The organism is Mesorhizobium sp. M4B.F.Ca.ET.214.01.1.1 (assembly GCF_004791545.1).
Classification (GTDB): Bacteria; Pseudomonadota; Alphaproteobacteria; order Rhizobiales; family Rhizobiaceae; genus Mesorhizobium; species Mesorhizobium abyssinicae.
In genome coordinates this window covers 1-26743 of the sequence record NZ_SRUX01000022.1, presented here as the reverse complement: position 1 = coordinate 26743, position 26743 = coordinate 1, and the positions used below count along the sequence as shown (strand labels likewise).

The window sequence follows — 26743 nt, the reverse complement described above, 5'->3', positions numbered from 1 at the left end:
TGACGAACCTCGTCGGCTAATTTCAAGGCCCGCTTCTGTCACCGGATGACCAAAGCGCCCGCCGTGGACGACGAGCGCTTCGGTAGTTCTTTACTTGTTGATGATTATCCGTTGCTTATCGCGGTTTTGGGCGTAAGTGGCCTTGTCGTAGGCAGTTTGCGCCTCCAGCTGGTCCTTGGTGAAGTTCGTATAGAGGTAGCGATTGCCGTTCTTGTCGGTCAAGAACTTGAGGTTCTCCATGCCGACGGCGACCTTCTTTTCGCCAATGCCCAGGAAGCCGCCTACATCAACAATTATCGAGTCGACCTTCTTGTCGCCTGTCAGGATCACGTCGCCGATCTCGCCGACCTTCGCATCGTCTGCGCCATAGACGTTGGTTCCGATCAGATTTGCCGCGCTGATTTTGTCTGACGGCATTTCGGTCAAGCTCGACTTGTCGATCGAGGCCGTCGCAGTCGTATCGGTTTTGGCAGTTGTCGCTTGAGTGTCCGCCGTGCTTTTGCTCGGCTGGGTCATCGAGGCTGCCGCAGGATCGTAGGCCGTCGTATCGAAATTGGGCTGAGCATTAAGCTCATCTTTGGTCGTCTTTGCGACCAGCCAGCGATCGCCGTTCTTGTTGATCCATTCAAGCTTGTTGAAATCGTAGGCGACATTCTTTTCGCCCACGCCGAGGAAACCCCCGACGCCAATGACGACGAGTTTGGCGTTCCCGTTCTTGTCGAGGACGATGTCATTAACATCGCCGATCTTCGTCGCGTCATCTGCGGTGCTGTCGTAGACCGCGGCTCCCATGATCTTGGAAACGAGCCTGCCATCCGTGACCGGAGCAACGACCTCCGTCTGGGCACCGGGTTTGGCGGTATTTGCGGCGTAAGCACCGGCGGTGCACAGCACCGTCGACATGAGAGCAGCCGTGGCCACCGTAGCCAGTATCTTGCGGACCATGTGAAATTCCTCCTGTTGCCTTGGTTGATTGACCGTCGGATCTGCCAACGTCATTTCTACCAACGAAAACAAAGGCCCTGCGTTCCGGGAGTGGGTCCATGTCCTACCGGCTTAGACTGAAGGCTCATGCAGAACCTGATGCTACGTCGGGGGTGAGGGTCGCGGATCTGTTTCCGGCAAGGAGCCCGGCCGCGGATCGCGTTCCAGGCAGCGACTCGTGCTAGACCGCCGCTCGTTACGCGGCTCTAGGGCTCTTCGCAGGCGAGTGACGGTTGCCGCCGTTGCGGGCGGACTTGCGCTTTGAAAGATGCGCAAGCAGAGCCGTCAAACCCATCGCATTGAGAACCCGGTCTCTGGGGACACCTCCCTTGCGGGCCATTTCGACGCCCCAATGCATGTGGTCGAGTTCGCGGATTGAATGGGCGTCCGGATTGATGCTGAAGATGCAGCCGTAGTCGAGGGCCTTCTGATGCCAGCGCCAGTCGAGATCGAGACGCCAGGGATGCGCGTTGATTTCGACAGCGACACCATATTTCGCGCACGCTCTGACGACCTTGTCGACGTCGAGCTCGTAGCCGGGACGACGCAACAATTGGCGACCGGTCATGTGCCCGATGATTGTCGTCAGGGGGTTCGCGATTGCCTCAATGATACGGTCCGTCTGCTCTTTCTTCGGCAACTTGAAGCGGCTGTGCACGCTCGCGACAACGAAATCGAACTGCTTCAAGACGTGGTCCGGATAATCCAATGAGCCGTCGGCGAGGATGTCTGCCTCGATGCCCTTTAGGACACGGAATTTTCCGCCATACCTCTTGTTCAGCCGATCCGCTTCACGGTGCTGCTCGGCAATCTCCTGCAGTGTGAGGCCGCCCGCGTAGTGGGCAGACTGCGAATGGTCGGTGACACCAAAGTAGTCGAACCCGCGCTTGCGCGTCGCTTCAGCCATTGCCTCTAGCGTTTCGGTGCCATCGGATGCGGTCGTGTGAGAATGCAGGATACCATGCAGATCTTCATCCCGGACGAGGGTAGGGAGTTGCCGCCGCGCTGCCCGCTCAATCTCGTCCCTGCCTTCGCGCAGTTCAGGTTCGATGAACTGCAGGTCCAACGCTCCGTAGATTTCCTCCTCTGTCGCTGATGCGATCAGCCTTCTCCCGCGGTAGAGCCCGTCGGGTTTGAGGGCAAATCCTCTCGCGACCGCGTATGTCTTCAACTGCTCAAGATGGGCCGCCGAACCCGTAGCTTCGAGGAGGCTCGCGCCAAAGTGCTTCTTGTCCGTGACGACAAGCCTGAGCGTGGATTGCTCGATTGCGGTCCGCTTCTTGCCCAGCGCGACCAGCGCGAGGTCGGCAACAAGTTCGCGACCGCGCCGGAAATCACCAGCGATTTCCACACGCGAAAATTCGGGATGCTCTTGCTTCACCGATAGGATTGCATGCTCAAGGAGTGCGGCGGCCTTGTGCAGGTGAAGCTGTGTTTCGCCGCTTCGAGCGATAGCCAGGTTTTGCAGGATTTTTGTCTGAAGCGAAGCACCAAGGCCTTTGACAGGCCGGATGCGATCTGCCTTTGCCGCGGCTTCGAGCTCGGCCAACGAGTTCACACCGAGCGCCTGATGGAGCTTCAGGATCTTGTCAGGCCGCAGGCCAGGTATTGTAAAAAGCTCCATCACACCTGCCGGCACCTCCTCGCGCAGCGTCTCAAGGCGTGGATGTGTACCCATTTCATAGAGCTTGCGCACAATGTCCGCGATCGCGTCCCCGATTCCCGGGATTCTGGTGAGGGCGCCCGCGGCGATGATCCGATCAAGCGGCTGCGACAACGCAGCCAGACTATCGGCCGCGCGCAAGTAAGCCTTGGTGCGATAGGGATTGTCTCCGCGCAGCGACGTGCGATGTGCGTATTCCCTAAGCAGACTGGCGACTGTCCGCGGATCGGTTTTGGCCATTCAAGGCAAACGGGGCCAATCTCCGCAGGTTCCAATCACGCCAAAGGCAGTGAGGCCCCCTAGTCCAGCCTTGCTGCCTTTTCGCGGAGTGGGGCTACAGATCCGGCAATGATTGGTCGGCTCGACCCCATCCCGCCAGAGATTTGCTAGCTGCGCGTTTCTTCAGTTCAGGAGCATCGCCGACGTGGAAATGCGAGGGCGCATCAATCGTCTTCATCTCCGCCCAGGTGATCGGCGCCGCGACCGGAGCGCCAGGTCGGGACCTCGCGCTATAAGGCATGATCGCGGTCGCCCCACGCTGGTTGCGCAAATAGTCGACAAAGATGCGACCCTTGCGGCGGGCCTTCGACAACGCGGCCGTGAAGTGAGAGGGATCGCTTTGAGCGACCGCTTGAGCGAGGCGATGCGCAAAGTCTTTCACTTGCGGCCATTCGGCCTGTGGGGTGAGCGGCGCGATCACATGCACTCCTTTGCCTCCCGTCAGCATCGGGAACGTCGTAAGGCCCAGCGATTTCAAAATATCACGAAACTGGAAAGCGGCGGCGCGGACGGCTTCGAAATCGAGACCCTCATCCGGGTCGAGATCGAAGACGAGGCGGTCGGCCTTTTCGACATCCTCTATCCGTGCTCCCCACCCATGCAGCTCGATCGTTCCCATCTGGACGCAGGTCATCAGCCCATCGGCGTCGTCGACATAAAGGTATGGCTCCTCGTGACCGTCCTTTTCCATGATGCCGACATGGTGGACTTTGTCGCCAAAGCTCCCGGCATCATGCTTCTGGAAAAAGCACTTCTTGGCCCGGCCCTGGGGACACCGAACAAGGCTGATCGGCCGACTGCCGACCCAAGGCAACATGATCTCCGCGACGGCCGCATAGTGGTCGGCAAGCTGGCCTTTGGTAATATTGGACTCCGGATAGATCACGCGGTCACGGTTGCTGATAGCGATGGTGTTCGCCGGCGCCGCGGTCAGCTTGGCTGTGCGACGTTCCGTCTCCAGCACGACCGCGGCCGCCTTCTTGTCTTCGCGCAGACCAAGGTAGCTCGGATGTCTCAACGTTCCTTCGTTGGTCATCTCTGTGAAGGCAATCTCCGCCACCAACTTGGGTCGAAGCCAGTGTGCTCCGCGAACTTCGGCTCGCGGCGCCTCGACGGTCGCGGCCTTCTGCTCGAGTGGTGCCATGATCTTCATGAGGCGGAAAAGCTCAGCTGTGTCGAAGCCAGTGCCGACTTTCCCCGCATAACGCAGCTTGCCGCCGTCATGCACTCCAAGGATCAATGACCGGAACGCGCGGACCTTGTCGGACGGCGTCCAGCCGACAATCACAAACTCCTGCCGCTTGATGCACTTGATCTTGAGCCAGTTTCCACCGCGGGCCGCCACATAAGGAGAATCGGCGAGCTTCGAAACCACCCCCTCGAGACCAGCTGCGCAAAAGCGCTCGAGCAACTCTTCTCCGCGACCCAGGATATGATCGGAATAACGAAGCACAGGGTTCTTCGCGGGCAAAATGGCCTGGAGCTTTTCCTTGCGATCAAGGAGAGGACGCCTGGTGAGATCTTCGCCGTCGAGTTGAAGGAGGTCGAAGGCATAAAAGTCGATGGTCGACGGCGCACCCTTCAATGCGTTTTGAAGGGCCTGGAAGTTTGATCGTCCGTTTGCATCGACAACGACGGCCTCGCCATCAATCAGGGCGGACCCGACCTTGAGCTTGCTGGTTTCCAAAAGAATGGAAGGAAAACGGTGAGACCAGTCCAGGCCAGATCGCGTGTAAGCACGCGCTTGCCCGCTGCCGACGGCGACTAGAATGCGATAGCCGTCATATTTCATTTCGTGGAGCCAGCGGTCGCCGGCAGGGACGACGTCCACGAGCGTTGCGAGCTGGACAGGCCGAAAAGTGGGCAGTTCTGAATTGGCTGGGTCACTCGTAGGCGACTTCGCTTGACGAGCGGTTGACCCCTGATTTGCTTTACGCGACGTTGGCTTGACCACACTCACCCGCCCCATCCCAAGAAGAAATGGCTTAATCGCGTCCAACGCACGACTGCTTCTTTAGTTTCGCTGCCAGTGGAGCTTGTCTCCGTCATTGCCGAGTCGCTTGCAGCGACTCGGCCGGCTCTCAGTTGGATCCGTACTGGCTGCCTCCCTCCACCATCTTCTCGATTTCCCCGCCCATTGTCGCTGGGACGCGCAAGAACCTGGCTACTGACGTTGAAGCCGCTCAAACACGCCTCTCCAAGTTCACACTTCGCACTCGAAAGGTGGTCCCGGCGCGCCTCGCAATCGGCACGGGCGTCGTCCATGGCGACGGGCGCAGGGGTTTTCGCGCCCATGACAGGGCCGTTCACCTCCGATTGTCGTACCTCCGCAGCTACACCTGTGGGGCGCGAAGAGTTGGCTACACCTTATTATGCGAAACCTTCTCGAGCCCCCGCTTGATGCCCGCATGGGCCTCCTCATTGCGGTGAACCATCAGCGCCGTGGCCGCCTCGGACGCCTAGCGGAGCATTCAGGCAAGACTGCACTGGATTTTCAGCCCAGAGGCCACACCTCGACGACGCCATGCGCGACTGCACAGGGGACCTGCGAGATTTTGTCGATTGCCTCGGTGAGGTCAGCAGCTTCGATCACTGCAAATCCGGCGATCGGCAGTTCTGACGACATGAACGCACCATCGCGAGTTTCCACCCCCGACGAAGCCGGGTTGCGCACCTGTACCGGCATCCCCGCCCTGCCTATCAGGGCGCCTTCGGAGCGTAACCTCGCGTCCTGTTCATGAGCGGCATCCCTGACGGGTTGGGGCGTGCGGTCATATCCGGCCCGATCGCCATATTGGATCGTAACGAACTTTGGCATTTCAGAGGTCTCCTTTCAGGGGTTTCGACGTGAAGCGTGGGCGACGGCTGCCGGGCAGACTTTCTGCAACTGCAATTGCGCAAAGGGTCTTAACCGACGTTGATCCAGGCGGGTGCGTGATCGCTCGGCTTTTCCCATCCTCGGGTCTCGACATCGACTCCCGCGGCCAGAATGCTCTTCGCAAGGGACGGGCTTACGAGCAGGTGGTCCATCCGCAGCCCTGAGCTTCGGTCGTAGCCGCCGCGATAGGAAAAGTTCCAGTAGGTGTATATGCCCTTGTCTGGATGGATACGACGCACCGCATCCACCCAACCCAAGGTTAGCATGTGGGCATAGGCTTTCCGGCTTTCGGGGAAGAAGACGGCATCGCCCAGCCAGCGCGCCGGAACAGCGGCGTCTATTTCGGTGGGCACGACGTTGTAATCACCACAAAGCACCGCGCGCTCGCCCAACAGCGACTGGCTGTAGGTGACGAGACGCTCGAACCAACGGAGCTTGTAATCGAACTTTGGCCCTGGCGCGGGATTGCCATTGGGCAGATAGATGCAGCCGACGATGAGACCGTCGATTTCCGCCTCGAGATAGCGGCTATGCGTATCATCGGGGTCGCCCGGCAAGCCGCGGCGGCGCTCGACCGGATCCCTCCCTCGGGCCAGGATTGCCACGCCGTTATAGGATTTCTGGCCGTGCCAGATTGCGCTAAAGCCGAGGTCCCGAATCGCCTCGATCGGAAATTTGACGTCCGATGTTTTCAGTTCCTGAAGGCAGACCACGTCGTAGTCAGTCTCGCCAAGCCACTTCAGCAGCACCGGCAGGCGCCCATTGACACCATTGACGTTGAAGGTGGCGATCCGGGTCATCCCCTCTATTCCTGCGTGGGGTTGCCTTAGATGTACCTGATGAGCAGACAATCAAAAATTCGGATGCCTCGTGCGCCCGGCAAGATAAAGCCCCGTCGTGAGTTCGACGGGGCCTCATTTTTAGAGTGGTGTGGTTCGGCGAACGCGATCGCGTTCGGCCTCGATGTCATCATAAGGCTCTGCGGTCGCGTCGAATCCCGTCCACCCGCTGGCCTCATAAGCGCTTCGCCGCTCGTCCAGGTTGGCGGAACGCTCGCCTCGCAGGATGCGTTCAGCCTCGCCGGTGAGCCGATCGTCGACTTTGGCAGTCACGAGACTGCCGCCGCGGCGAACGCCCTCGGCATAGACATGAGCATCGCGTTCAGGAACGCCGGATTCCGTCAGCGCGCCCACAATTCCGCCGGCAGCTCCGCCAACCACCGCGCCGCCCACCGCGCCGACTGCCGTAGCAGCTAGCCAGCCGGCCGCCACCACAGGCCCGACACCGGGTATGGCCATGATTCCGAGCCCGGTAAGGAGGCCGCCCGCGCCGCCCACGAGCGCTCCCAGACTCGCGCCGGCCGCGGCATCGTCGCCGGCTTCCGAGGTCTCGTCCCGCCGATACCAATTGTCGGAATTGTTCGCCACGATGCTGATGTCGTCTCGCGGCACGCCAATCGCTTCCAGCTCGCTTACTGCGTCGGACGCGTCCTGATAGTCATCGAAAAGTCCGGTGACAGTCGTCATGTTTCACTCCATCGTATGAGTTCGGTTATTGAGCGCCGGCAACCACGTTGCCTTTGAAATCGAGCGCTACGGCTACCTGCTTTCCGTCTTTCTCGGCGGTGCCGCGCCAGATGCCCTGGTCGTCCTTCGTCAATGAGCTGACATTGGCGAAGCCGGCATCCTGGATCCGTGATTTCGCCTGGGCTTCCGTAAAGCTGTTCGCTCCAGGCACCGGAGCAGATACGTTCTGGTCTGTGTCTGTCGCCGCGGGTGCGGTGCTGGTCGTTGCCGTATTGTCGGTTTTGCCGGAGGCAATCTTTTCGATCATCTCCTGATGCATCTTGAGTGTCGGCAACGTCTGCTGTGCGAATGCCTTGAGATCCGCGTTGTCGCCGTCGGCCGCATAGTCCTGGAACAGCTTGACCGCGTCGGCGTGCGCGTCTTGCTGCATCTTCACGTAAGACTGGTCGGGTGCCCCGTTCGTGGATCTTAACGCCTCGAGGTCACTCTTGTGATTGGCGTCCGTGTCAGCCGGAACCTGCAATTTCTGCTCGCCGGCGATCGACTGCAGTTTGGCGTTGGCGGCGCCGTGATCGGTAATCATTTTCAGGGCAAAGTCGTTGATGGCCTGATCTTTCGCCCTGCCCTGGACGATCTTGCTGGACTCGACTTCGAAGATCCCACCTTGCGCGGCCTTGTTGATGAAATCCTGCGCCTTTTCGGCACTGAGCGCCGGATGGGCAAAACCCAGTCCGACCGCCGTGCAGAGCGCAGCCGATAGCAAATGAAGTTTCATGGATATCCTCCAACGCACAGAATTGTGCCTGGAAGACAAACAGAGGGGCGCAGCGTTTGTTCCAACAATCGGTGCCACCCCCGCACTGAGAAATTGGCGTTCCGAGTTTCGCGTCTGTGCAAAAAAGTGCACGGGGCGTCGGGTAGTGTTTGCAGGCGGGACACCTTATCTTTCCGGCATGCCCGCGCGCCCAAAAATCGACCCGACCTCAAAATTGATCGCCGAGTGGCCGCTGTCGCCGGCGGCGACACTGGGATCGTCCATGCGGACGAGGGGCATTTTCCTAGAGATCCGCTCGCGTCTGCCGTCTGCGCTCAGAAACTTGCTTCACATCGAATCCCGGGTGCTGTCCTTGCGACTGCCGGAGGCCTCTGAGGCAGATGTCGATGCGGCAACGGCGATCGTGTCCAAAGCCATGCAGGACATCGAAGACCTGCCGGTGATCCCGCGCGAAGTCGAGGACATCCTGACGATCTCGCCCGGCGAGCGCCACCGCTGGCTAAAAACCGGACGTTTGCAGAGCGCCGGGACCAGGACGGTCAAGCTTCGCGGCCGCGCCAGGAAGATCACGTTCCACGTGTTCGACCCGCGCCATATCGAGGATGTGCTCGACCGCGACCTGGTCACAGTCTGGCGTAACGAGGATGCGGCGACAGCCGCGGAGAACCGCCGACGGGCCGCCGCCAAGGCGGCAATCAAGCGTGCGCAGAAGAGGCTGCGTGAGGCTCCCCGTTCAGCCAGGAATGACCGAGACGAAAGCACGAAGGCCAAACTGCGCGGGAAGACTTTGAGGGCGATGGGCTGCTGCGCTGACAAGCGGCTCGGCATCAGGCCGAGAATCTTTCAATATCGATCGTGATCTCAAGGACAATTCCGGCGGGGTCCCAATCTCGGACGACTCCGCCAAGCTCACTCGCGGCGGCGCGTACCAAGCGGCTCCCGAAACCTTCGTCTTCGGTTTCGACTGGAGATGGTCCTCCTACCTCCCTCCACTGGACAGTCACCTTACCGTCGCTATTGGAGCAAGCGATCTCTATTGAGCCGGCGGCCGCCGAGAGGCTGCCATGTTTGGCAGCGTTGGTGGCGAATTCGTGTAGCAAGAGAGAAAGCGGCGTGATCATCGCTGAAGGGACCGGCATATCGATGCCACTGATCGCGAAGCGGGGATGCTCGTCAGCTCCATGGCGGTATGGCGCGAGGATTGCGGCGATCAATGCATGTAGGCTCGTCGCGACCTGAACAGAGGGGCCAGTCGAGGGGAACATCGTCAGCGCATGCGCCCGCGCGAGGGCGCCGAGCCGGTCAGAAACGGTGGAGGCCAGCGCGGCCGGCGTTTCAGCGGCTGACGCGCTCAAATTGACGATGGAGCTTGCGATGGCAAAGAGATTCTTCACGCGGTGGTCCATCTCGCGAAGCAGCAGCTCCCGCTGCTCTTGCGCGCGCAGCCGCTCGGAAATGTCACGGGCGATCTTGGAGACACCGACAATTGCGCCAGACGCGTCCGCGATTGGGGAAACGGTCAAAGAGATGGGAATGCTGCTGCCATCCTTGCGCAGGCGAACGGTCTCGAAATGGTCGACATGTTCTCCATTGCGAATGCGCGCCAGAATCTCCCGCTCCTCATTCTGGCGATCGGGCGGTATCAGCAACATGAGCGGGCGTCCGATCATTTCCTTGCGGCCGTAGCTGTAGAGACGCTCGGCGCCGCTGTTCCAGTCCGTGACGATGCCATCCGTATCGGTCGCGATGATTGCATCATCCGAGGATTCGACGAGCGCGCTCAGTCGCGCTGCCGTTGTTTCCGCCCGCTTCCGTTCAATCGCAAACCCGAGCTGACGGGCAATGGTCAACGCAAGTTCGCGTTCACGATCGGCAAAGCGATGGGGTGCTGGATAGTAGACCATGAACTTGCCGATGAGCTCGTGGGAGCTGGCAAGCGGGATAAAGGCCAGCGCTTCGATTCCCTCGCCAAGGACCGTGTCGATGAGTTGCCGAGATTCACCGCTGAGACGAATATCCTCAACAAAGATTGGCTCGGCATTGTGTTCACCGCGTGTCCACGGCGTGTGGCCGTTAACTGCCTCGCGGTATTCTTCAGAGAGTGAGCGCCACGCGACGAAGCTCATGACTCCGTGGCTGTCAAATCTCAGGATCGAGGCGCGCGACGAACCGAGGGCATCGCATATGGCATTCAGCGCTGCATCATATATCTCCCCAAGGCCGTTGGCTCGGTAAAGTCGGTCGGTGAGGCGAAAGAGGACGGCTTGCTCGCGGACGATATCGCCCTCGGCTGGCTCACGCTGGGCTCGCCCCATGGCCGCATTACTCATGGCCCTTTACCCCGGACGGCTCTATTAGTTCGACCAAATCCTCGACCAAACCACCTAACTTAGCACCGCGTCCACGGCCCATGTCCTTGGACTGTCGATTACGACCCCGACTATGCCAAACAATATGCGCCTTGCGCAGTTTCGCAATAGGGACTTCGGGTGTGACATTGATTAGGGCCGTCAGTCGTTATCGCTTGCCTGGGGTCCCTGGGGGCCGACTCGACATACGAGGCTCTGAGGCAACACGGCTTAAGCCTGGTGATCGATACAGGAACAAATTTGATTGGACCGGGTTCAAGAATAATGCCCGGCGATCGACGCGAGAAGCTGGCCGAATTGCTGCGCCGCCAATTTGCGAGCGAGGCGGTGCGGTGGCATCTGCGTGGGCTGCCGATCTTTCGCGTTGAAAAGTGGTTGCCCAATCGGCTTAAGACCTTGCTGGACCGACTCGCCAAGAAAGAAGACGGAAGGACGCGGTGATAGGCGGAGCCGGGTATTGTCTACTCGCCCGGAAGGGACCCTTGGCGGATCGGGACTCACGGTCCGGTCAGACTGAGGCTTTCCAGTGTCGCGCCGATGATATGCGCGAGGTCGCGCGTTGCTGGATTGAGTGCTTTGACGTCTCGCGCCGCAACGGACAGCAGCTCGACCATGCGCGCTCCGGCCAGCGGCCTGAAACCGAGGCTTCCGGCACGAACCTCGCTGAAGACGTCGATTCAGGTGAGTATGCTGATTCCCATTCCCTGGGCCACCATGGTCTTCAGCATTGTCACCGAGTTCGTCGTCACCGTCCTGATCGGCGGCCTTCGCGAGCGCTCCAGCATATCGTCCACGACCGGACCGATCGTGAGTGAATTGTCGGCTATGATGAGAGGGTGATCGAACAGGTCGTCGACGTGTACCTCCGCCTGGTCGGCGAGGGGATGATCCGGCCGCATGACGACACCCATTTCAAAGCGCGTCTCATGCACAATCTTGAGGCCGGCGTCGCGAGGCGCATTGAAGGTGATTGCGAGATCGATTTCGTCGGCCGTCAGCTGACGCGCGATTTCGGCTGTGCCCCCGACCGTCGCGTGCAGCGAGGCACCAGGATGTTCAAGCCGTAAACCGCTGAAGGCTTGCGGCAGGAACTCCGCCGCCAGGCATTCCATCAAGCCGACCCTGATGTGCCCGCCCGGGTGCCCCTTCAAGTTTCCAACAGAGGCCAGAACGCGTTGGTTCTCCAACTGCCACACTCTGATCCGCTCGACCACGACCTTTCCGGCTTCGGTCATGCGCATGCCGCGCGGCAGCCGCTCGAAAAGCGGAGTGCCGAATTCGGCCTCGAGGTTCAAGATGTGCCGGTTGATGGCCGACGGAGCCGAGTTAACCCGTTCCGCGGCGCGCCGGATCGAGCCATAGCGCGCAACCATTTCCAACACCCGGGCTGCCTGCGTGATCAAGGGCATGCGGCCATCCATTCGTCAAGCATTCGTCCTATTTTTGCGAACACTATGCCCGAATCTATGCGCTTGTCATCAACGGTCGCCGGTGTAGCGTCAGGCCATGACAAAAGACATTCTGATCTCTGCCGACACCGTCATCACCATGGACAGCGAAGATCGGGTCATTGCCGATGGCGCTGTGCTTGTTCGCGGCAACAGGATCGCCGCGATTGGCGACAGGGGGTCGCTCGAAACGGCAAATCCCGGCGCCGAGCTTCGCCGGCTGAAGAACCGGCTGCTGATGCCCGGGCTAGTCAACGCGCATTGCCACTCGGGCATTCTGCGCGGGACAGCGGAGGGCCTTCCCGTCTGGGACTGGCTAAGGATGTTCATCGACCCGATGCACAGGGTGCTGAACCCGCGCGAGGCCGAAGTTGCTTCCTGGCTGTGCTATGCGGAGGCGGTGCTGTCGGGCACCACGACGATTGTCGATATGTGGCGCTACATGGATGGCAGCGCGCGCGCGGCGGCGACGATCGGCAACCGTTCGGTGCTCGTGCCTTACGTGGGCGAGCATCCCGACTACAACTATTTCGAGACGCTGGAGACGAATGAGCGGCTGCTGGAGGAATGGCACCGCAAATGCGACGACCGCATCCATGTCTGGGTCGGCCTGGAGCACGCCTTCTACGCGACCGAAGACAAGTATGCCGGCGTGATCGATCTCGCCAGGAAGTTCGATACCGGCTTCCATACCCACAGCAATGAAGCTGAGATCGAACTGCGCGAAATGAAACGCCGCTACGGGCTGAGGCCTGTCGACGCACTTCGGCATCTTGGGCTATTCGAACCGAGGAAGGTGCTGCTCGCCCACTGCGTCTGGCTAGACGACAGCGAAATTGAAATCATCGCCGAGCACGGGGTGGGGGTCGTCCACAATCCCGTCAGCAACATGAAGCTTGCGAGCGGCACGGCGCCCGTCGAGAAGCTCCTGGCTGCCGGCGTGGCGGTCGGCATCGGCACCGACGGTGAAAAAGAGAACAACAATCTCGACATGTTTGACGACATGAAGTGCGCGTCGCTGCTGGCCAAGCTCAACACGTTGAACGCGGGGGCGCTCGACGCTTGGGATGTGCTCCGCATGGGCACGATCACGGGAGCGCGCAGCATCGGCCTCGAACATGAGCTCGGCTCGTTGGAGGTTGGCAAGAAAGCGGACATCATCGCAGTTCGCACGAACACGCCGCGCATGACGCCGTTGATGAGCGGGCGCTATTTCAACCTGCACCACAACCTCGTCCACGCTGTCCGCGGTAGCGACGTCGATATGACAATGGTCGATGGAAAGATCCTGGTCGAGAACGGCAACCTCCTGACTGCGGACGTGCAGGAATTGATTGCCGAGGTCCACGCGGTGGTGCCGGGCCTGTTCGCACGCCGGGCGCAGTATCTCGCTGTTCACACTGACGGCGCAGTGAGTCCTGTCTGAGAAAGCGATAAGCTGCGGTCGCACTGCTCCGACTTCATCTGCCATAGCCGGGAAGCCGTGCTGCGGTCTGCGGGAACAGTCCTTGTTCCAACCTCAGGAGATTCGCGGACCGTCCGAGGTCGCGCAGGTAGTTGCGCTGCGTCTCCTGACTGAACCGTTCGCAGGGGCATGTCATCGATAAGCCGTTAGCGCAGCGGACTGATCGATATCTCCAGAACAGATCGCTCGACTGAGCGTGATGTCCTGCGCCTACTGCTCTGCTCAGGAAAAGGCCCATTCCGCATCAGTGGGGGAGATCGCCTGCTCGCCCAACTGTCTGCTAAGCTCTTGCCACGACGCGTCCGAAGTAAAACTGGTCATACTTCCACAGGCTTTTGCGAAGGGAATTTTTCCGAGCCGGTCCATGATATCGCTGGACACGGCCATGTCTCCGTTTCGAAAAACGTCCAAGAGATCGTCATCGCACTCAATTACTCGGTGTCCCCAAGCGCCAGGTAGATCATCGGCCACGAGAGCCTCCCGCAGATCGGCATCCACATCTCCAGCCTCGAGTGCGCGGCAGACCACATAGCGCATGAGGGGGTAGTAGACCGGCTGATGACTGCCTCCGAGCGCGCGGACGCCCGGCAGGACCGACACGACCAGAAACATGAGGAGGAGATTCGGAATTAGACTGCGGTCGGCCAACCGCTCGATGATTTCGGAAGCCTCGAAGCGAACCATCTTCAACCCTGTTGCCGGATTGACGAGTTCGCCAGCGACCAGCCGCAGTGGCAGGCGCCTTCCGTTTTGATAGAACCAGAAGAAGTCGGTACCGCGCGCGAGCCAGCCACTCCAGGGGCCGTCTGCAAGCCTGTCGATCTCTGCAAGCATATTCAACGCGAGCCTTGGGTCTTCCAGCAGCCTCGTACGCAGCCAGGAGTTCTTTTCCGACAGATGGTCCGCCACCAGGTCGGCAATATCCTCGTCGTCGATCTGCAAGAAGGTAAAGCGGCTTCCAAACAGCTTCGGCCACAGGCTGCAATTGGCTTCCTTTATGGCATGTGCTGGCCGTTCGAATTGGCCCTTCGGCAGAAGATTGTGAAGCACCGCAAGCGCGTCTGGCTCAGCGCCTTGTTCCGCAGGCACCAGTTCGAACCGATAGGCTCCAGGCCCAGTCAGAAGGCTGTACCCGATCATGCGGCTTCGGGTGAGGCCGAAGACGTTGATCGGCGTCTGATCAATTGTGAGCCAGCCCGGGCCCTTGCGAGCCCTTTCAACGAGGCTCACCGTGGAAACGGCATAGGACAGGTAGGTAGAGCAGCCATGCGCCGAGAGGCCCACGAGGCTAAGGATGTGAGTGTAGTAAGCCTCCGGGTCTATCAGGAGCAGCAGGTGAGGACCCGTCTGCAAAACGCGACGCTCTTCAAATTCCCTGCAGATTTCTGCGACCGCGTCGATCGGCAATCCATTTCGCTTCCCGGCGTTTTTGATCGCGTCGAGCAGCTTGGCCAGAGCGTATTGCCGACTTTCAGGCATGGCTGTCGAAACTGGTGCCTCGTACAGCCTGGCCGCGTAGTCGCGGATCGGACGGGAATAGTAGTGTTGCATCCACGGGTAGAGTGTCGCCAGCGATCTGAGTACGGCCTGTTTCGCTCCTGCGGCTCCTGCTAGCTCATGCACGTCATGGATCCCCCTCTTGCCGAGCCACGTTGATGCTCAAGGCAGAAACGCCGAACAGAAGCACCACAGCGAAACCGAGGAAGATCGTCGACGGAAAGGCCTGGTCTCCCAAAACGCTTGCGATACTGAAAATGACAAACCCAAGCCCGACTGCGAGGCTGTGCATGGCACCTTTGGCTCTGCCCAAGGCCTTATCGGGTACACGCGACTGCAGTGTGACCTCGACGCTGACCCGGCCCAGATTGTAGAGAAACCCAAGCGCGGCAAACATGGTCAATGTCCAGGGCGCGCGCAAAGGTACCAGCGCCATCAGCGCGAGCGCCGTTAAACCTAAAACCATGAGGTGCAATGTATGAGGACTTATCGTTCCTGTCAGCCGACTGAGCAGTGCCGCTCCGATCAGAGAACCCGCCGACCAGGCTGCCTCGACGCGAGCGAAGTCCGCGGCAGTGCCCTTCTGTTCTACGAAAACGAAGCTAGATCCCATCACGCTGAGCAAAACCGCGCCTCCATATAGGAGCGCGTAGACGGCGAAGAGACGAACCAGGCGCCCGTCAATATTGAGAGCAAGCCCGTTGACTTTGCGTTCGCCAGACGCCGAGCCGCCACGAATGCAGGACAAGCTTCCCGCCGAAACAAGAAAACATACGGCAAGGAGGACGAACACCAGGGTAGCGGAATGGTCGTTTGGTAACGCACCCACGAGCAGCGCTGCCGCAAGACATCCGAACTGCGTGACGAAGAAGACAATGGAATATGAAGCTGTCAGATCGCCTCCCGCAACGAGAGGGATCATTGACTGCGAACTCGTAAGTGCAACTCGGTCACATAGCGCAAAGGGAATCGCTGAACACCAGATCGCTGGAAACAAGTCCAGATAGGGAAGCGCGCAGGCTATGGCGAGCATGACGGCAAAGCGACTAACGTCCGCTGCGATATTCAGCAGTCGTCTGTCAAACCGATCCGCCATTGCGCCAGCCAGGGGGCTCGCGACAAATTCGACAACGCTGACGATCGCGAGCAACGTCGCGACACTCGCGCTTCCATACCCTGCTTCGACGAGGGTCCATGAGCATGCGATGTAGTAGCCGTTTCGTCCGACAGACGCGGACAACGCACTGGCAAGGAAGCCAATGAAAGCGCGGGGCTCACGGAGCGTTCCTTTGGCATAATGAAACCGAACTTCGCGTGACATCGGCGGCCCACCCATCCATTGACCGCATGTCATGCCCACTCCGGCGATGTCGGATTTAACGGGATGCCGAGCCTTTCAATTCCTTGCTGAATAAAAGGGGCTCCGGGCTAGATCCTGGATTTGCGCCGAAACTCTATGGGGTTCGTGCCAAAGGCGCGTTTGAACGCGGTCGTGAGGTGGCTTGAGCTTGCGAAGCCGCATTCCATCGCGATTTTTGTCGCCGACAAATCCGTCGACCGCAACATGTCCGCGGACTGTACCAATCGACGCTGCGCGATGAAGGCATGCGGCGTCATTCCAGTCGACTGCTTGAACGCCCTGCCGAAATGAAAACGGCTGATACCTAGCTCTTTTGCTAGATCGGTCAGCGTGGGTTTGGCGTCTGGGGATGGCTCCATCATTCCCACGACGCGCTTGAGATCGAAAGTCGAGAGACCGCCTTTTGCCAGCTTGCGGCCGGTTCGGTTCAACCTGACCATTTGCACGAACAATTGCGTGACCTGGCTCTCCACCATCGTCGTGCTTATTGGATCAGGAAACCTGAGCTCGGCGGCTATTCTCTGCAACGCCACTTCTATGGTGTTGTCACGGAATCCGATCCACGGGGGCAGTCCCGCCCGGCGGTAGGATGCAAATCCTTCGAAGGTCTCATCTGCGAACTCCTGCGCGATGGACACGAGCAGGTATGAGGCGATTGCGTCACCCTCATCCCAACCAGTCCATTCGCTGTCGGCGGGGATGTAGATAATCGAACCGGGCCGCCTAGCCGAAAAAGAAAACCGGCGACCGTCGACGAAGTCTTCTCCGCGCCGGGCGGCACCCTTCAAGTTCATCAAGAACATATGCCGGGGGTAGGCAATTCTCGTTTCTTGCCGCTCTAAACCCGTTCTCTTAATTACGTCTGCGCGTATGTTCCCCCAGCTCTCATATTGGTGAACAAGGGTTTGGTGCCGCGAACGGCGGAATGTGGTCGGGTCGAGGCAAAAAATATCCGCCAATCGAAGCGACTCCTTCGGTGACTACTCATCCTCCTGTTTGTGCCTAACCATAGGTTGTTGGACAACTCACAAATAATTCAGAGTTGTCGGTTGATGTGGCGCGAGCGAAAAAATCGCAATTCGATGGAAGCCGCTTCTACAAGGCCATTCTATTCCTCGCCTCCGCTAATACTCGACCACCAAGAATATTACTCGGCGCTAATCTTGGTGCACTTGTCGAGTTGAGGCATCTCACCGATCACACGGGTAGTGGGAGGCACAATTCGATGCGAGGACTCGACGACTTTCTGGCTGAATGCGACCGCGCCCCGCGGATCAACGAACTGTCAGGCTTTTTCGCGACGACGGCAGCCGGCGAAAGCGGAATGCCTACACGCAAGCCCGAGGTCGATTCCAGGCTTCTTCCGAACGATAACCTCATTCGCGACTTGATCGGCTTGCATGCGGCACGACAAGGCTTCTTCGATCAGCACTATCACAGCAGCATTCCCTACCGGTTGGAGGAGGAGTGCCGGATGGCTTACGGCGTGCTGAGATATGCACGAATTCGCGGTGCCCAGCTGTCGTTATATAGCCTTGGCACAGCGGAGGGCACCATGGCGAGAACACTGTCGGAATTGTCCCGCGGGCAAATCCACAGCCTCTCCTGCAGTCCTAACGCGGAAAATTACAAGTGCTTCATGGCATATGGCGAACCGCCAGACGCCGAGTTCTTTGTCGGCCCGTTCCATCGACTGACCAAGGCCGTCCTCAATTCAAACGCCCGGTTGGGCAAATTCGCTTCCGGATTCGACATAATCCTCGAAGATACCACCTTTCAAATGTACTCGCCGAACAGACCCAAACAGATTGAGTTCGTGGCGCAGCATCTCAAGGAAGGAGGCATCTTCGTATTCCTCGAGAAATTTCGGGCGGTTGACGACAGCGACTATCTGCGCCGCGAGTACCAGAAGGATTTCGGCTTCAAGGCTCGCTACTTCCAGCAAGAGCAGATCGAGGCTAAGAAGACCGCGGTGCTGACCACGATGTTCAACAACGAGGTAACGCTTGAGGAGATGTCGCGCGCTGTAGGGACGCATTTCAAACACTGCGTCATGACCTGGAACAGCGGAAATTTCTGCAGCCTTGCGGCGAGCAACAGCCGGGAAAATCTTAACCTGTACGTCTCGCAGATGGCGGACCCGGCCATTCCACATGAGTATGTCTACGAAGGGGGCTTGTATCGAAGCCTGACGGATCATGCCGACCCGTGAAATGTGCCTCGGCGAACTTCTTCAGCCGCGCGCACGGAGGGAACCTATTGACTGCCTCCTGCACCAACGAAGAATGGGAACGCCTTGCGCCGAAACTGACACCATCCCCGTCGGCAAAGCGCCCGAGGCATGACGCCGAACGGCAACGCGTTGCGGCTACTGGCGTACGCCCTTGCAGCGGTCGATCATGGCAGCCTGAGGCGGGCGGCAAGGGCGATGAGGGTTCGAGAATCCTCCGTGAGCCGAAACATCGTCAAGCTCGAACAACACTTGGAAGTCCAATTGTTCGAACGCGATGTCCGCGGCGTTCGTTTGACGGAGCCGGGTCGAGCCTGGATCGATGTTGTGCGAGCTCACTACGAAGGATTGCTGGACGCTTTCGATGACCGTGTCGGAGACAAGGACGCAAAGACGCTCCGGATTGGATTGTGTTGTGTGAGGGGAGGAGAATTCCTAAGAGGCATCATCGCTCGCTTCGGCAGCCTCTACCCGGACGTGAGCTTTAGCATCGAGGATGTTCCCGCGGGGCGGTGGCTGTCAGCCATACGCCGCCGGCACCTCGACCTCGTGTTCACTCACGACTTTGGCGCCGTCCCTTCCTGTTGCAGCGAAGTGTTTTGGCACGAGCGCCTCTTCGTCCTCTTGCCGGCGTCTCACTCGCTCGTCGACAGGCCCGTGGTCGCATGGTCCGATCTTGCAGAAATGTGCTTGCTCGTTCCAGTCGGGCCAGAGGGGCCGCTATTCGACCTGCGACTGTTGGAGCGCATCGCAGCAACCGGCGGCCCGGCAGTGCAGACGTGCCGAGCGAACCAAGCGACGGTCGCTCTCAAGGTGCAACTTGGGGAGGGCTTTACTTTGGCCGAGGAAAGCTGTGCCAGGACGACCGCCATCGAATCCACGATGTGGAAACCGCTGGCAGGGCAAAACAGTGTCAGCTCAATCAGGGCTGTCTGGCTCGACTCGAATCCAAAGCGTTCTGTGCTCCGGTTGGTTGCTGTTGCCAGGAATAGGGCAGGGGATACGCCCAGCAATTCGGGAACAAATGCTGCTCGACCCGGGCGAAGCACATGAGCGGTGGTTCAGCCTCTGGCGAGGACGGCGGGCTGATGCGCGGCCTCAACCAAATCGGCCGCCGCCTGTTCAACCTGATCGGCTGCTTGGTCCACCTGTTCGAGCTTCTTGGCTAGCCGCTCGCGCAGCATCGAAAGCCGTGCTGCGTGGTAGATGGCGCTTCGCTTTCGGCCATCCATGTTGAGAGGTTCAAACAACATCGCGACTGCTCTCCTCAGTCTGCACTTGTCGGCGGGACGGCCTTCGGCAGTCGCCCTCTGGCTACGAGCCGTTGGCGGCTCCGCATACGAGCGCAAAGGGCGAGGCTAACCGCGAGCCCGCAGCTCTCGCCGACTATTGCCTTTGCCTGGTGGGGAGATTTTTCTGCTCGCTTCATGCGTCGCCTGGCGACCGCCTGTTCCAAAACCACAAGTTCAACCATACTGCCGCATCCTCATGCCAGCGACCCCTTCCAAAAGAGAACCGCTGGGTACCCCGTTGGTTCCGGGCGCTGCAATGTGCGCTGATGCGGATGTCCTCGCCGGATTAGCGACAAGCTCATCATACAACTTGAGAGCCGACACCGCTCCAAGGTTTGAACCATGATTTGCTCTCGCGCTGCCCTTTCGAAGGTCAGATAGGGCTACCCGGGTTTGCAGCCTTCCCTCCCTCGCAGCAGCAAGGAGGCTGGCTAGGCCCGTTTCGGATGCAAGCCGTTGCACGAGCGGATACGGGCAAAGTGGAACAATCCGACAGCCGGCGGGTTTCAAAGATGAAGGGCGATCTGTTTCGGAGGAAACTGGGATGAAACGCGTCCTTGCTCAAAATGCGGTACGACTGATGCTGGGCGGCGTAGCCGCCTGTCTGCTCACCATCGTCGAGATTCCCAACCCGATTACGCCATTGTCGCTCGTGTCCGAGGCACGGGCTGCCACAAACGTTTCGATCAGCACATTCTACCAGGACCTTTCTTCTCATGGTGACTGGGTTTCGTACCACGGAGCGGCCGTTTTCGTGCCGGCTGATGTACCTGACGATTGGCGTCCATATACCCTTGGACACTGGGTCTATACTGAGCAGTATGGCTGGCTCTGGGTATCCGACGAGCCATTCGGCTGGGCGACGTACCATTACGGCCGGTGGGGCTATGCCGACGACATCGGCTGGTACTGGGTCCCGGGCACTCGTTGGGCGCCAGCCTGGGTGAGTTGGCGTCGTGACAGGCAGCACCTGATTTGGGCTCCGCTGCCGCCGCGTCGTGATCCGGATTTGACTTCAATCGAGGTGACCTTCGACGCGACGCCGGATTTTTACTGGGTCGTTGTCCCCACACGCGAATTCCTTGCGGCAGACATTTCTGTCGTCGTTATCCGTGATGAGCCGGAATTTGTGCGCATTGTCGAGGCAGCCGAGCCGGTTGGCGATGTGACGATCCATAACAACGTGGTGATCAACAAAGTCATAGATGTTGATGTGATCGAGAAGGAGACGAACCAGGAGGTGACTGTCGTCAAGGTCAGCAAGACCGACGCGCCCGAGCAGTCTGGCAAAATCGAAAACAATACGGTCAAGGTCTTTGAAGGCGAGGTGAAAGCCGATGCCGATGCCAAACCAGCTGAGATCAAAGATATCGGGGAGGTGAAGAAGGTTCAAGCTGGCCGGAAATCGAAGCCGACCGAAGGCGCTGCCTCGACCGAACAGGCCGAACCCGAGCAGGCGGCCAAGCCGCAGAAAAAGACGCAGGAACAGCCTGCGGCCGAGCAGCAGCAGGTCGAGCCCGAGCAGGCGGCAAAGCCGAAGAAAAAGGCCAAGGAGCAGCCCGCCGCCGAGCAGCAGCAGGGCGAGCCCGAGCAGGCGGCCAAGCCGCGAAAAAAGGCCAAGGAGCAGCCTGCGGCCGAGCAGCAGGTCGAGCCCGAGCAGGCGGCAAAGCCGAAGAAAAAGGCCAAGGAGCAGCCCGCCGCCGAGCAGCAGCAGGGCGAGCCCGAGCAGGCGGCAAAGCCGCAGAAGAAGGCCAAGGAGCAGCCCGCCGCCGAGCAGCAGCAGGGCGAGCCCGAGCAGGCGGCCAAGCCGCAGAAAAAGGCCAAGGAGCAACCCGCCGCCGAGCAGCAGCAGGGTGGGCAGGCGGTAAAACCCAAGCCACAGAAGCAAGAAAAAAAGGCGTGTGATCCGCAGACTGAGGCGAACTGCTAGGTTTGTGGCGGTTAGACTAACCGCTCTTCGCGGTGCCCGCTGTTGGCACTGCGGGCACAGCTGCAATCCTGGCTTCTATCCTTCGCGGCCACCTGTGGCGGCTGGGCGGTGTGCATTCGTCATTGATCCGAAATGGCGATATGCGCCGAAAACCAGGAACTTATGATCTAGAAGCCGAGGAGGGTGAACAGAAAAGAGGAGGGTGAACAGAAAATAGGCTCGCGCGTTGACTGGCGGTCGAGCGTTTTGGTGAAGACTAGGCTGCTCGCACCACCAGCCAGCAGCGAAGCATGCGAGCGGAGTTACGTGGCGGATATTCCACGAGAAGTCATGGAGCATCGCGGCCGTGGCGCTACGGTCCGTCGAGCGGCAGCAAGAGTATCATGAGAGCTTGCATGACTTCGCGGAGCAGATTGAGCGTTTGCTGATGATGGTCCTGCTGGTCTGCCTTGGAGCAGCCATCGCAGAAGGGTCGATTTTTGGCGCCTTGAGCTGGCAGGTGATCGTCACTACCGCCCTGGTATTGTTCGTGGTGCGACCCCTGGCGGGGTGGATTGGGTTAATCGGATTTCCAGCGTCATCACGCGAAAAGCCCGTGATTGCTTTTTTTGGAATCCGCGTCCTTGGCTCGTTCTATTACCTCGCATTTGCGCTCGGGCAGGCTGAATTTGAGGGTGTGACAATTCTTTGGGTGACTGTGTGCTTCGCCGTGTTGACTTCAATTGTTATGCATGGCGTGATGGTAACTCCGGTGATGCGACAAATGGATCGCAGCCGTTCACCACGCTCACGCTCATGGTTGAGGCCTCGTGCTCGCTCCAGAGAGGATTGATGCCTGTCGGTGTAGCTGATCCGGAGCGGTGAGCTCCAAACGTGCATGAGATAGAAGCCGGGGCGTCCTGGAGTCCGGTCTAGCTCGCCGCTCTTCCGCGGGGGCGCGTCAGTCGCGCACCTCAAAACGAAAGGCGCTGCACGCGCCAGCGCCTCCCCATCGATGGCCCAACGGCAATTCTACCAACACGGAATTCTACCAACCTTGTCGGGCATACCAGTCGTCGATATCCCGACGCACACGATCCTTTTCAATCCCGTAAAGTTCCTGGATCTTGCCTTCGAGTTGGTCCCGTCTGCCGGCGATGCGGTCCAGGTCATCGTCAGTGAGTTTGCCCCACTGCTCCTTGACCTTGCCTTTGACCTGCTTCCAGTTTCCCTCAACGCGGTTCCAGTCCATGGCGATAGCCTCCTTGGGTTTACACAAATCAAAACGGTTGTTCGCGCTCTATTGTTCCAGAGGAGGCGGGTCGGGACTGGCACTCCCTTCACGCCATGAACCTTAGAGGTTGTTGAGCGCTTTCGTGCGCAAACAGATTAATGGCGCATGGCGGAAGGTTGGACGCTAAACCCCGTGCCGCCGAAACAGGATGCTGCAGATCATCCTGCGTCATCAGTGCTAAGCGCATTGTGGCGATATCAGCGGATCGACGATGAGGCAGGCGTTATGCCGACCCTATGATCGCTCCAATTCGAGGGCTGATAGCTGCTTGAGCTTATTGCGCCTGCCACTGCGACTCTCTTGTGAGAACGTCGCCCACTTGGGGATGCTTTCCGAGTGTTGCCGTAAAGTGGGGGATCGAAAAGGAAATTGGACCGCACCCTGAAGTTCCTCCGCAAGGGCGATACGCCGCAGGTGATCACGAAGATTGATAGCCCGCGACGCGTGCAAGACGCATTCTGAGCGACCTTGTCGATGGCCTGCACCGACGTAGTGTGAGTCTGAGGCTCTTATAATTCGGCAAGGAGACTCGGCTGGCGGTTCCGCTGCTCCTTTGGATACCCATGGCGCCGGTGCGAAGCCCAGTTATCCCGGCCAGCGCATGCCGGCGCGGGAGGGCAGTTGCGGGACGACGCTGTGCGGCCGTGAAGGGCTGCACATTGACCAGGCCCGCCGGGACGTGTCGTGCGTCACCGCCTTGCTCGATTCAGGTGCGGCGACCGCATTGCAATGCGGGTAAGCCGAGCAATTGAAGAGAGAGCCGGGGTCGAGGGACGCGACAGGTTAACCCGCGAATAGTCAATTGGAATCCTCTTCCCTCTCAAGCGTTCCGACTCGGAAGTTCATCTTTCGTTGAGCCTTTGGGTCCGATGTCGAGCTTGGCGGGGCCGTGCCTTGGATCATGGGCGTGGTGGTGCCGCAAGGCCCTGTCCTCGTTGCCATTCGGCGTCCTGACGACCGCGTAGACGTGCCCGCGCGTTGCGTGACGTCGCCTATCAGTTCGATTGGCTGGCCCTTCTTCGCCGTCGACGTCTTGTCTACGATGGGGTGCGCGAAGCCGTAGGAGAGGATCGAGACGCTCACCCGTCCTTCCGTCACCCGGCGCCGTACTGTCGCGGTGATAGCTACCTCTCGCCGATCTTGATGCCCTTCGCCATGCGAATGAGTCTGGTGCGGCCGCTGGCTTCGTTAAGCAGTCGCTAATATTTCCATCTAGGGCATGGAACGGACGAAGCTGATGCTCTGTGGCGCGACTGGAAGGCCTGATGCGCGCGGGAACCTTTCATCCGCCATCGGCTTTGTTTCTGCATGTCGCGAGCCGTCGAACCACCGATATTGCCAAGGGGTAGCCCAGATCGGGACGTCAACTGTGAAGTCGCATTAGAGGCCGCCATCGCAGCGCTGATGACTACGTCCGAGGCACAAGGATGGACGCCACGCGAAACCACTGCGGCCCTGCTGAAAATCGCTACGGAGCGTGCGCAGCAATTTGGGCTTCTGCCGGCTGAGCCGCCAAGGTGGCGAATGCTAAGAGCAATATTGATCGCGTGTGCTGCGCTCTTGTTTTTGCTGTGGGCGGTCACCGCTTGGTGGGTGCTTAGGTAAGCGACTCAATCGGGCAGCTGGCGGACATGCCGACGATGTCGCGCTGCCGTTAGCGCCAGAAAACTGCGGTGATGGCCTAAGCCAAGCGGCGCTTAGAAAGTGCCTGCAACAGTTCCCCTTCGTCCGTGATCCCGTTCCGGTAAACGCTGACGAGTTCCGCGGCGAGGTCTTCCCTCTGTTCCTTGCTTTTTTGGGCTAAGCGGCGTTCGATGCACACTTGGTCAAACACCCGCTGGAGCACCAAGTCAGCGGGTTCGAATACTCCGCTGTAACGCGATAACGGCAGCCCTCAATTTGTCGTCCCTTACCCTATTATTCTGTCACCAAACACGACCATCCTCAAGGCGTCCAGCAGCAGCCCGACGGTCGGGGATGGGCGCTTGTTGACCGCCGGGTCTAGCCGGCAAGGCTACCGGCTGGCGAGGTTATAGGCCCGTCAATCTTCGCTGCTACTTGGCAAAAAAGCGGTGGGTGTTGGGTTCCTCTATCCTCAAATCGGATGAGCCCAGAGTCGCGACCCAAAGTAGCCTGCTTGTTCTGACGAGCGCGAAATAAACTCATCTTGGCAAAGCGGGGCAGTTGACGCCAAGCTGTCCCAATTGCCGACACGATGAGCGGTGGCGTTCATCGCCGCGCGGTCCGGCTATGTTTCAATTTTACGACCCGCGGGGCAGTCATTGGCCGATCGGAATTTGTTCCACGGAGCGCCTATGTGTGTGGATTCGATTCGCGGGTTGGGCCTAATCGCGGTGTGGCACGTAGGCCATGCGCGGCCCTCACGCTGGAACTCGCCAAAAAGATAAGTTGTGGAACCGTTACCTGAGTCCCCAATATTCTGAAACTCCGGGTCCGTTGGTGGAGTGTGGCCCGGCCTGCTATCCTGAGTCCCCGTAGAAGCAGGCCGGGCCATCGCTTAGCCAAAAGACTGCCCTTCTTTTTAAGGATCCCGCGCTGGTCCGGCTAGGAACGGGTGAAGTGGCCCGCGCTACGGAGCTTCGCGAGCAAGATTATGGCCGTGCCGTGATAGTCAACGTGCGCTTGCTCGTGAAGTGGTGACGCGTACCAGGCGGTAAGCTCCTCAACCAGAAAGCGCGTGTCGCCATTCACTGACGCGCACCTAAGTTCCCCGCTCTTTTGCATCACAATTATCGCCGTGCCGGTTGCACCGTATCCGATCGCCGCCATCCGCTGAACCTCTACGTCACCATCAACGCGAACATCGAACAGAACCGACCCTCCGGTTTTCTCTGCCGCGTCACCTACCCGATCAGGAAACGGCCGATGCAAACCGTTTGGATTGATGAACGTCTGCTCAAACAGCGCCAATTCAACATGCCCCGCGACCATGGCTGCGAATATGGGCGAGACGGCGTAATCAGCAATCCTACCGCAACCCTTTCACGCAAGTTTCCACATGAACTTGCAACGCGCGCGGCACGATCGCATAGCCATCCCGATGATGGTCGCGAGTCACACGACCCCGGCGGCCAAGGGCAGGGGCTCGGGGTTTGACCGCCGGGCCTAAACTGGAAAAAGGGGGGCTAAGGTTTTGCCGACCTATAAAAATGCCTCGGAACAAAAACTCGCCCCTTTCGTTGGAAATTGCCGGCCGGATTGTTCCCAACCCCGCTAGCCTTCCGGCCGTTGTAATGTGGCCCGCTGCCGTCTGGCGGCGGGCTTCACATTTTAGCTAAAGCTGAAACAAGAGCCGGGTCGGCCCGTTGTTTTTTTGCCAGAGACCCTGGCAAGTCCAACCTTCTCCCGCCGGCTTCGGTCGGCGGGCCTTTTAGCAACGAAACAAAAGCTAACTTTCGCGGTGCCCGGCAATCGACAATGGGGATGAGCGCAAAGCCCGTCTAAAGCTGCTGGCAGAGCGGCTGACGAGGGAGACTGGCATCAGGAGGAAGAGGCCAGGCGTCTGATCGACTTGATTGGAACCGATTGGAATTCGCTGCTTCGCGAGAAAGGTTCCTGAAAGGTCGACACTAGAGGGTTGCCGGCCGGGCACTAGCGGATCCGCTGGATGCTGCCCTTTTCGAGACGCTCCTTGACGATCGCACGCCCGATGGCCACGCGCTGGCGCTGCCCGCCGGAGAGCTGCGACGGCCGTCGGTGAAGCAGCGCTTCGATCTCCAGGATACGCGCAGCCTCGGCGATCCGCTGGCGGAT

Annotated in this window: 21 protein-coding genes and 2 pseudogenes; 7 read left to right on the top strand and 16 right to left on the bottom strand. The window is 59.4% G+C overall.

The window, feature by feature from the left end; genetic code table 11:
- Window positions 1-90: 90 nt before the first annotated feature.
- The 7 genes from EN857_RS30895 to EN857_RS30865 all read right to left on the bottom strand — a co-directional run bounded on the left by EN857_RS30895 (window position 91) and on the right by EN857_RS30865 (window position 8105).
- Complete coding sequence (locus EN857_RS30895) at window positions 91-945, bottom strand: PRC-barrel domain-containing protein (protein ID WP_127391096.1); 855 nt, start codon at window positions 943-945, stop codon at window positions 91-93.
- A 235-nt stretch (window positions 946-1180) separates the two neighbouring features.
- Window positions 1181-2887, bottom strand: a complete 1707-nt coding sequence (locus EN857_RS30890; protein ID WP_135859563.1) for a DNA polymerase/3'-5' exonuclease PolX — start codon at window positions 2885-2887, stop codon at window positions 1181-1183.
- Between the two features lie 94 nt (window positions 2888-2981).
- Window positions 2982-4895 (bottom strand): DNA ligase D, encoded by a 1914-nt coding sequence (gene ligD / locus EN857_RS30885; protein WP_127391105.1) that lies wholly within the window; start codon window positions 4893-4895, stop codon window positions 2982-2984.
- A 525-nt stretch (window positions 4896-5420) separates the two neighbouring features.
- The gene (locus tag EN857_RS30880) at window positions 5421-5744 is read right to left on the bottom strand and encodes a YciI family protein (RefSeq protein ID WP_135859562.1); all 324 of its coding nucleotides are present in this window, start codon (window positions 5742-5744) and stop codon (window positions 5421-5423) included.
- Between the two features lie 89 nt (window positions 5745-5833).
- Entirely contained in the window at window positions 5834-6604 is a 771-nt protein-coding gene (xth, locus tag EN857_RS30875; protein WP_127391093.1) for an exodeoxyribonuclease III, read from the bottom strand.
- Between the two features lie 120 nt (window positions 6605-6724).
- Window positions 6725-7330 (bottom strand): general stress protein, encoded by a 606-nt coding sequence (locus EN857_RS30870; RefSeq protein ID WP_127391092.1) that lies wholly within the window; start codon window positions 7328-7330, stop codon window positions 6725-6727.
- A gap of 25 nt (window positions 7331-7355) precedes the next feature.
- Window positions 7356-8105 carry a DUF4142 domain-containing protein gene (locus tag EN857_RS30865; protein WP_127391091.1) on the bottom strand — a complete coding sequence of 250 codons (750 nt, stop codon included), beginning with the start codon at window positions 8103-8105 and terminating at the stop codon, window positions 7356-7358.
- Between the two features lie 178 nt (window positions 8106-8283).
- Here EN857_RS30865 and EN857_RS30860 point away from each other — a divergent pair.
- A pseudogene (locus tag EN857_RS30860) lies at window positions 8284-8918 on the top strand (hypothetical protein).
- A 14-nt stretch (window positions 8919-8932) separates the two neighbouring features.
- Here EN857_RS30860 and EN857_RS30855 read toward each other — a convergent pair.
- Complete coding sequence (locus EN857_RS30855) at window positions 8933-10435, bottom strand: PAS domain S-box protein (protein WP_127391090.1); 1503 nt, start codon at window positions 10433-10435, stop codon at window positions 8933-8935.
- A 258-nt stretch (window positions 10436-10693) separates the two neighbouring features.
- On the opposite strand from EN857_RS30855, the gene EN857_RS30850 reads away from it, so the two are divergent.
- Window positions 10694-10915, top strand: a complete 222-nt coding sequence (locus EN857_RS30850) for a hypothetical protein (RefSeq protein WP_127391089.1) — start codon at window positions 10694-10696, stop codon at window positions 10913-10915.
- Between the two features lie 236 nt (window positions 10916-11151).
- Here EN857_RS30850 and EN857_RS30845 read toward each other — a convergent pair whose 3' ends face one another.
- Entirely contained in the window at window positions 11152-11883 is a 732-nt protein-coding gene (locus EN857_RS30845; protein WP_189521670.1) for a LysR family transcriptional regulator, read from the bottom strand.
- Window positions 11884-12022: 139 nt separating this feature from the next.
- Between EN857_RS30845 and EN857_RS30840 the strand changes: the two genes are divergently transcribed.
- Window positions 12023-13348, top strand: a complete 1326-nt coding sequence (locus EN857_RS30840) for an amidohydrolase (RefSeq protein WP_245493250.1) — start codon at window positions 12023-12025, stop codon at window positions 13346-13348.
- A gap of 261 nt (window positions 13349-13609) precedes the next feature.
- On the opposite strand, the gene EN857_RS30835 is transcribed toward EN857_RS30840, so the two are convergent.
- The 3 genes from EN857_RS30835 to EN857_RS30825 all read right to left on the bottom strand — a co-directional run bounded on the left by EN857_RS30835 (window position 13610) and on the right by EN857_RS30825 (window position 17038).
- Window positions 13610-15010, bottom strand: a complete 1401-nt coding sequence (locus EN857_RS30835; protein WP_127391086.1) for a hypothetical protein — start codon at window positions 15008-15010, stop codon at window positions 13610-13612.
- Window position 15011: 1 nt separating this feature from the next.
- Window positions 15012-16205, bottom strand: coding sequence for an MFS transporter (locus EN857_RS30830; protein ID WP_187331500.1), 1194 nt, complete (start codon window positions 16203-16205; stop codon window positions 15012-15014).
- Window positions 16206-16312: 107 nt separating this feature from the next.
- Window positions 16313-17038, bottom strand: a complete 726-nt coding sequence (locus EN857_RS30825) for a helix-turn-helix transcriptional regulator (RefSeq protein ID WP_245493254.1) — start codon at window positions 17036-17038, stop codon at window positions 16313-16315.
- Window positions 17039-17469: 431 nt separating this feature from the next.
- On the opposite strand from EN857_RS30825, the gene EN857_RS30820 reads away from it, so the two are divergent.
- Together EN857_RS30820 and EN857_RS30815 are read left to right on the top strand one after the other, a co-directional pair.
- The gene (locus EN857_RS30820) at window positions 17470-18456 is read left to right on the top strand and encodes a class I SAM-dependent methyltransferase (protein WP_128346003.1); all 987 of its coding nucleotides are present in this window, start codon (window positions 17470-17472) and stop codon (window positions 18454-18456) included.
- Window positions 18457-18585: 129 nt separating this feature from the next.
- Window positions 18586-19527 (top strand): LysR family transcriptional regulator, encoded by a 942-nt coding sequence (locus EN857_RS30815; RefSeq protein ID WP_127391083.1) that lies wholly within the window; start codon window positions 18586-18588, stop codon window positions 19525-19527.
- 8 nt (window positions 19528-19535) lie between these two features.
- On the opposite strand, the gene EN857_RS35270 is transcribed toward EN857_RS30815, so the two are convergent.
- Window positions 19536-19724 carry a hypothetical protein gene (locus tag EN857_RS35270; protein WP_245521665.1) on the bottom strand — a complete coding sequence of 63 codons (189 nt, stop codon included), beginning with the start codon at window positions 19722-19724 and terminating at the stop codon, window positions 19536-19538.
- A 586-nt stretch (window positions 19725-20310) separates the two neighbouring features.
- On the opposite strand from EN857_RS35270, the gene EN857_RS30800 reads away from it, so the two are divergent.
- Together EN857_RS30800 and EN857_RS30795 are read left to right on the top strand one after the other, a co-directional pair.
- Window positions 20311-21696 (top strand): DUF6600 domain-containing protein, encoded by a 1386-nt coding sequence (locus EN857_RS30800; RefSeq protein WP_135859560.1) that lies wholly within the window; start codon window positions 20311-20313, stop codon window positions 21694-21696.
- A 346-nt stretch (window positions 21697-22042) separates the two neighbouring features.
- Window positions 22043-22528 carry a cation:proton antiporter gene (locus EN857_RS30795; RefSeq protein ID WP_245493423.1) on the top strand — a complete coding sequence of 162 codons (486 nt, stop codon included), beginning with the start codon at window positions 22043-22045 and terminating at the stop codon, window positions 22526-22528.
- Window positions 22529-22723: 195 nt separating this feature from the next.
- Here the strand turns inward: EN857_RS30795 and EN857_RS30790 are convergent, their stop codons facing one another.
- The 3 genes and pseudogenes from EN857_RS30790 to EN857_RS30770 all read right to left on the bottom strand — a co-directional run.
- On the bottom strand, window positions 22724-22927 hold the full coding sequence (locus tag EN857_RS30790; RefSeq protein WP_127391079.1) for a CsbD family protein: 204 nt from the start codon (window positions 22925-22927) through the stop codon (window positions 22724-22726).
- Window positions 22928-25534: 2607 nt separating this feature from the next.
- On the bottom strand, window positions 25535-25900 hold the full coding sequence (locus EN857_RS30775; RefSeq protein ID WP_245493424.1) for a hypothetical protein: 366 nt from the start codon (window positions 25898-25900) through the stop codon (window positions 25535-25537).
- A gap of 717 nt (window positions 25901-26617) precedes the next feature.
- Window positions 26618-26743: pseudogene (locus EN857_RS30770) on the bottom strand (ATP-binding cassette domain-containing protein); the annotation flags it as partial.

Excerpts from the sequence above, each read along its gene's own strand:
- EN857_RS30895 (WP_127391096.1), bottom strand. The coding sequence starts at position 945 with ATGGTCCGCAAGATACTGGCTACGGTGGCCACGGCTGCTCTCATGTCG.
- EN857_RS30890 (WP_135859563.1), bottom strand. The coding sequence starts at position 2,887 with ATGGCCAAAACCGATCCGCGGACAGTCGCCAGTCTGCTTAGGGAATAC.
- ligD (WP_127391105.1), bottom strand. The coding sequence starts at position 4,895 with ATGGGGCGGGTGAGTGTGGTCAAGCCAACGTCGCGTAAAGCAAATCAG.
- EN857_RS30880 (WP_135859562.1), bottom strand. The coding sequence starts at position 5,744 with ATGCCAAAGTTCGTTACGATCCAATATGGCGATCGGGCCGGATATGAC.
- xth (WP_127391093.1), bottom strand. The coding sequence starts at position 6,604 with ATGACCCGGATCGCCACCTTCAACGTCAATGGTGTCAATGGGCGCCTG.
- EN857_RS30870 (WP_127391092.1), bottom strand. The coding sequence starts at position 7,330 with ATGACGACTGTCACCGGACTTTTCGATGACTATCAGGACGCGTCCGAC.
- EN857_RS30865 (WP_127391091.1), bottom strand. The coding sequence starts at position 8,105 with ATGAAACTTCATTTGCTATCGGCTGCGCTCTGCACGGCGGTCGGACTG.
- EN857_RS30855 (WP_127391090.1), bottom strand. The coding sequence starts at position 10,435 with ATGAGTAATGCGGCCATGGGGCGAGCCCAGCGTGAGCCAGCCGAGGGC.
- EN857_RS30845 (WP_189521670.1), bottom strand. The coding sequence starts at position 11,883 with ATGCCCTTGATCACGCAGGCAGCCCGGGTGTTGGAAATGGTTGCGCGC.
- EN857_RS30840 (WP_245493250.1), top strand. The coding sequence starts at position 12,023 with ATGGACAGCGAAGATCGGGTCATTGCCGATGGCGCTGTGCTTGTTCGC.
- EN857_RS30830 (WP_187331500.1), bottom strand. The coding sequence starts at position 16,205 with ATGTCACGCGAAGTTCGGTTTCATTATGCCAAAGGAACGCTCCGTGAG.
- EN857_RS30825 (WP_245493254.1), bottom strand. The coding sequence starts at position 17,038 with ATGAACTTGAAGGGTGCCGCCCGGCGCGGAGAAGACTTCGTCGACGGT.
- EN857_RS30820 (WP_128346003.1), top strand. The coding sequence starts at position 17,470 with ATGCGAGGACTCGACGACTTTCTGGCTGAATGCGACCGCGCCCCGCGG.
- EN857_RS30815 (WP_127391083.1), top strand. The coding sequence starts at position 18,586 with ATGACGCCGAACGGCAACGCGTTGCGGCTACTGGCGTACGCCCTTGCA.
- EN857_RS30800 (WP_135859560.1), top strand. The coding sequence starts at position 20,311 with ATGAAACGCGTCCTTGCTCAAAATGCGGTACGACTGATGCTGGGCGGC.
- EN857_RS30790 (WP_127391079.1), bottom strand. The coding sequence starts at position 22,927 with ATGGACTGGAACCGCGTTGAGGGAAACTGGAAGCAGGTCAAAGGCAAG.